Origin of the sequence: Mameliella sp. CS4, from assembly GCF_019392335.1 — a bacterium.
Taxonomy (GTDB): Bacteria; Pseudomonadota; Alphaproteobacteria; order Rhodobacterales; family Rhodobacteraceae; genus Antarctobacter.
Window position 1 is genome coordinate 1 of the sequence record NZ_JAHXRQ010000301.1, and the last position, 233, is coordinate 233.

General features: G+C 70.8%; 1 protein-coding gene. It reads right to left on the reverse strand.

Annotated features, from left to right (window positions below; translation table 11 throughout):
- Window positions 1-233: hypothetical protein (locus tag KZZ07_RS27485; RefSeq protein WP_219520226.1), on the reverse strand; the 233-nt coding region annotated here is incomplete at both ends.

Sequence of the window (233 nt, forward strand, 5' to 3'; positions counted from 1 at the left end):
CGCGGCGAGATCGGCGGCGGCGAAGCGCACCCGCGTCATCGCGAGGGCCAGCGCCACGGGGAGCGCCACCCCGTAGTAAGTGTTGATCGCCGTGACGCCGTGCGAGATCTTCAGCAGGGCCAGCAGGCCGCCGATCTGCGCGACCAGGATCAGGTAATAGCGCGCCCGGTCCGCCACCGGCCGGACGAGGCGTCTCAGGGCTGAGTCGAGGGACTTGTCCGTGCCGGTGATCG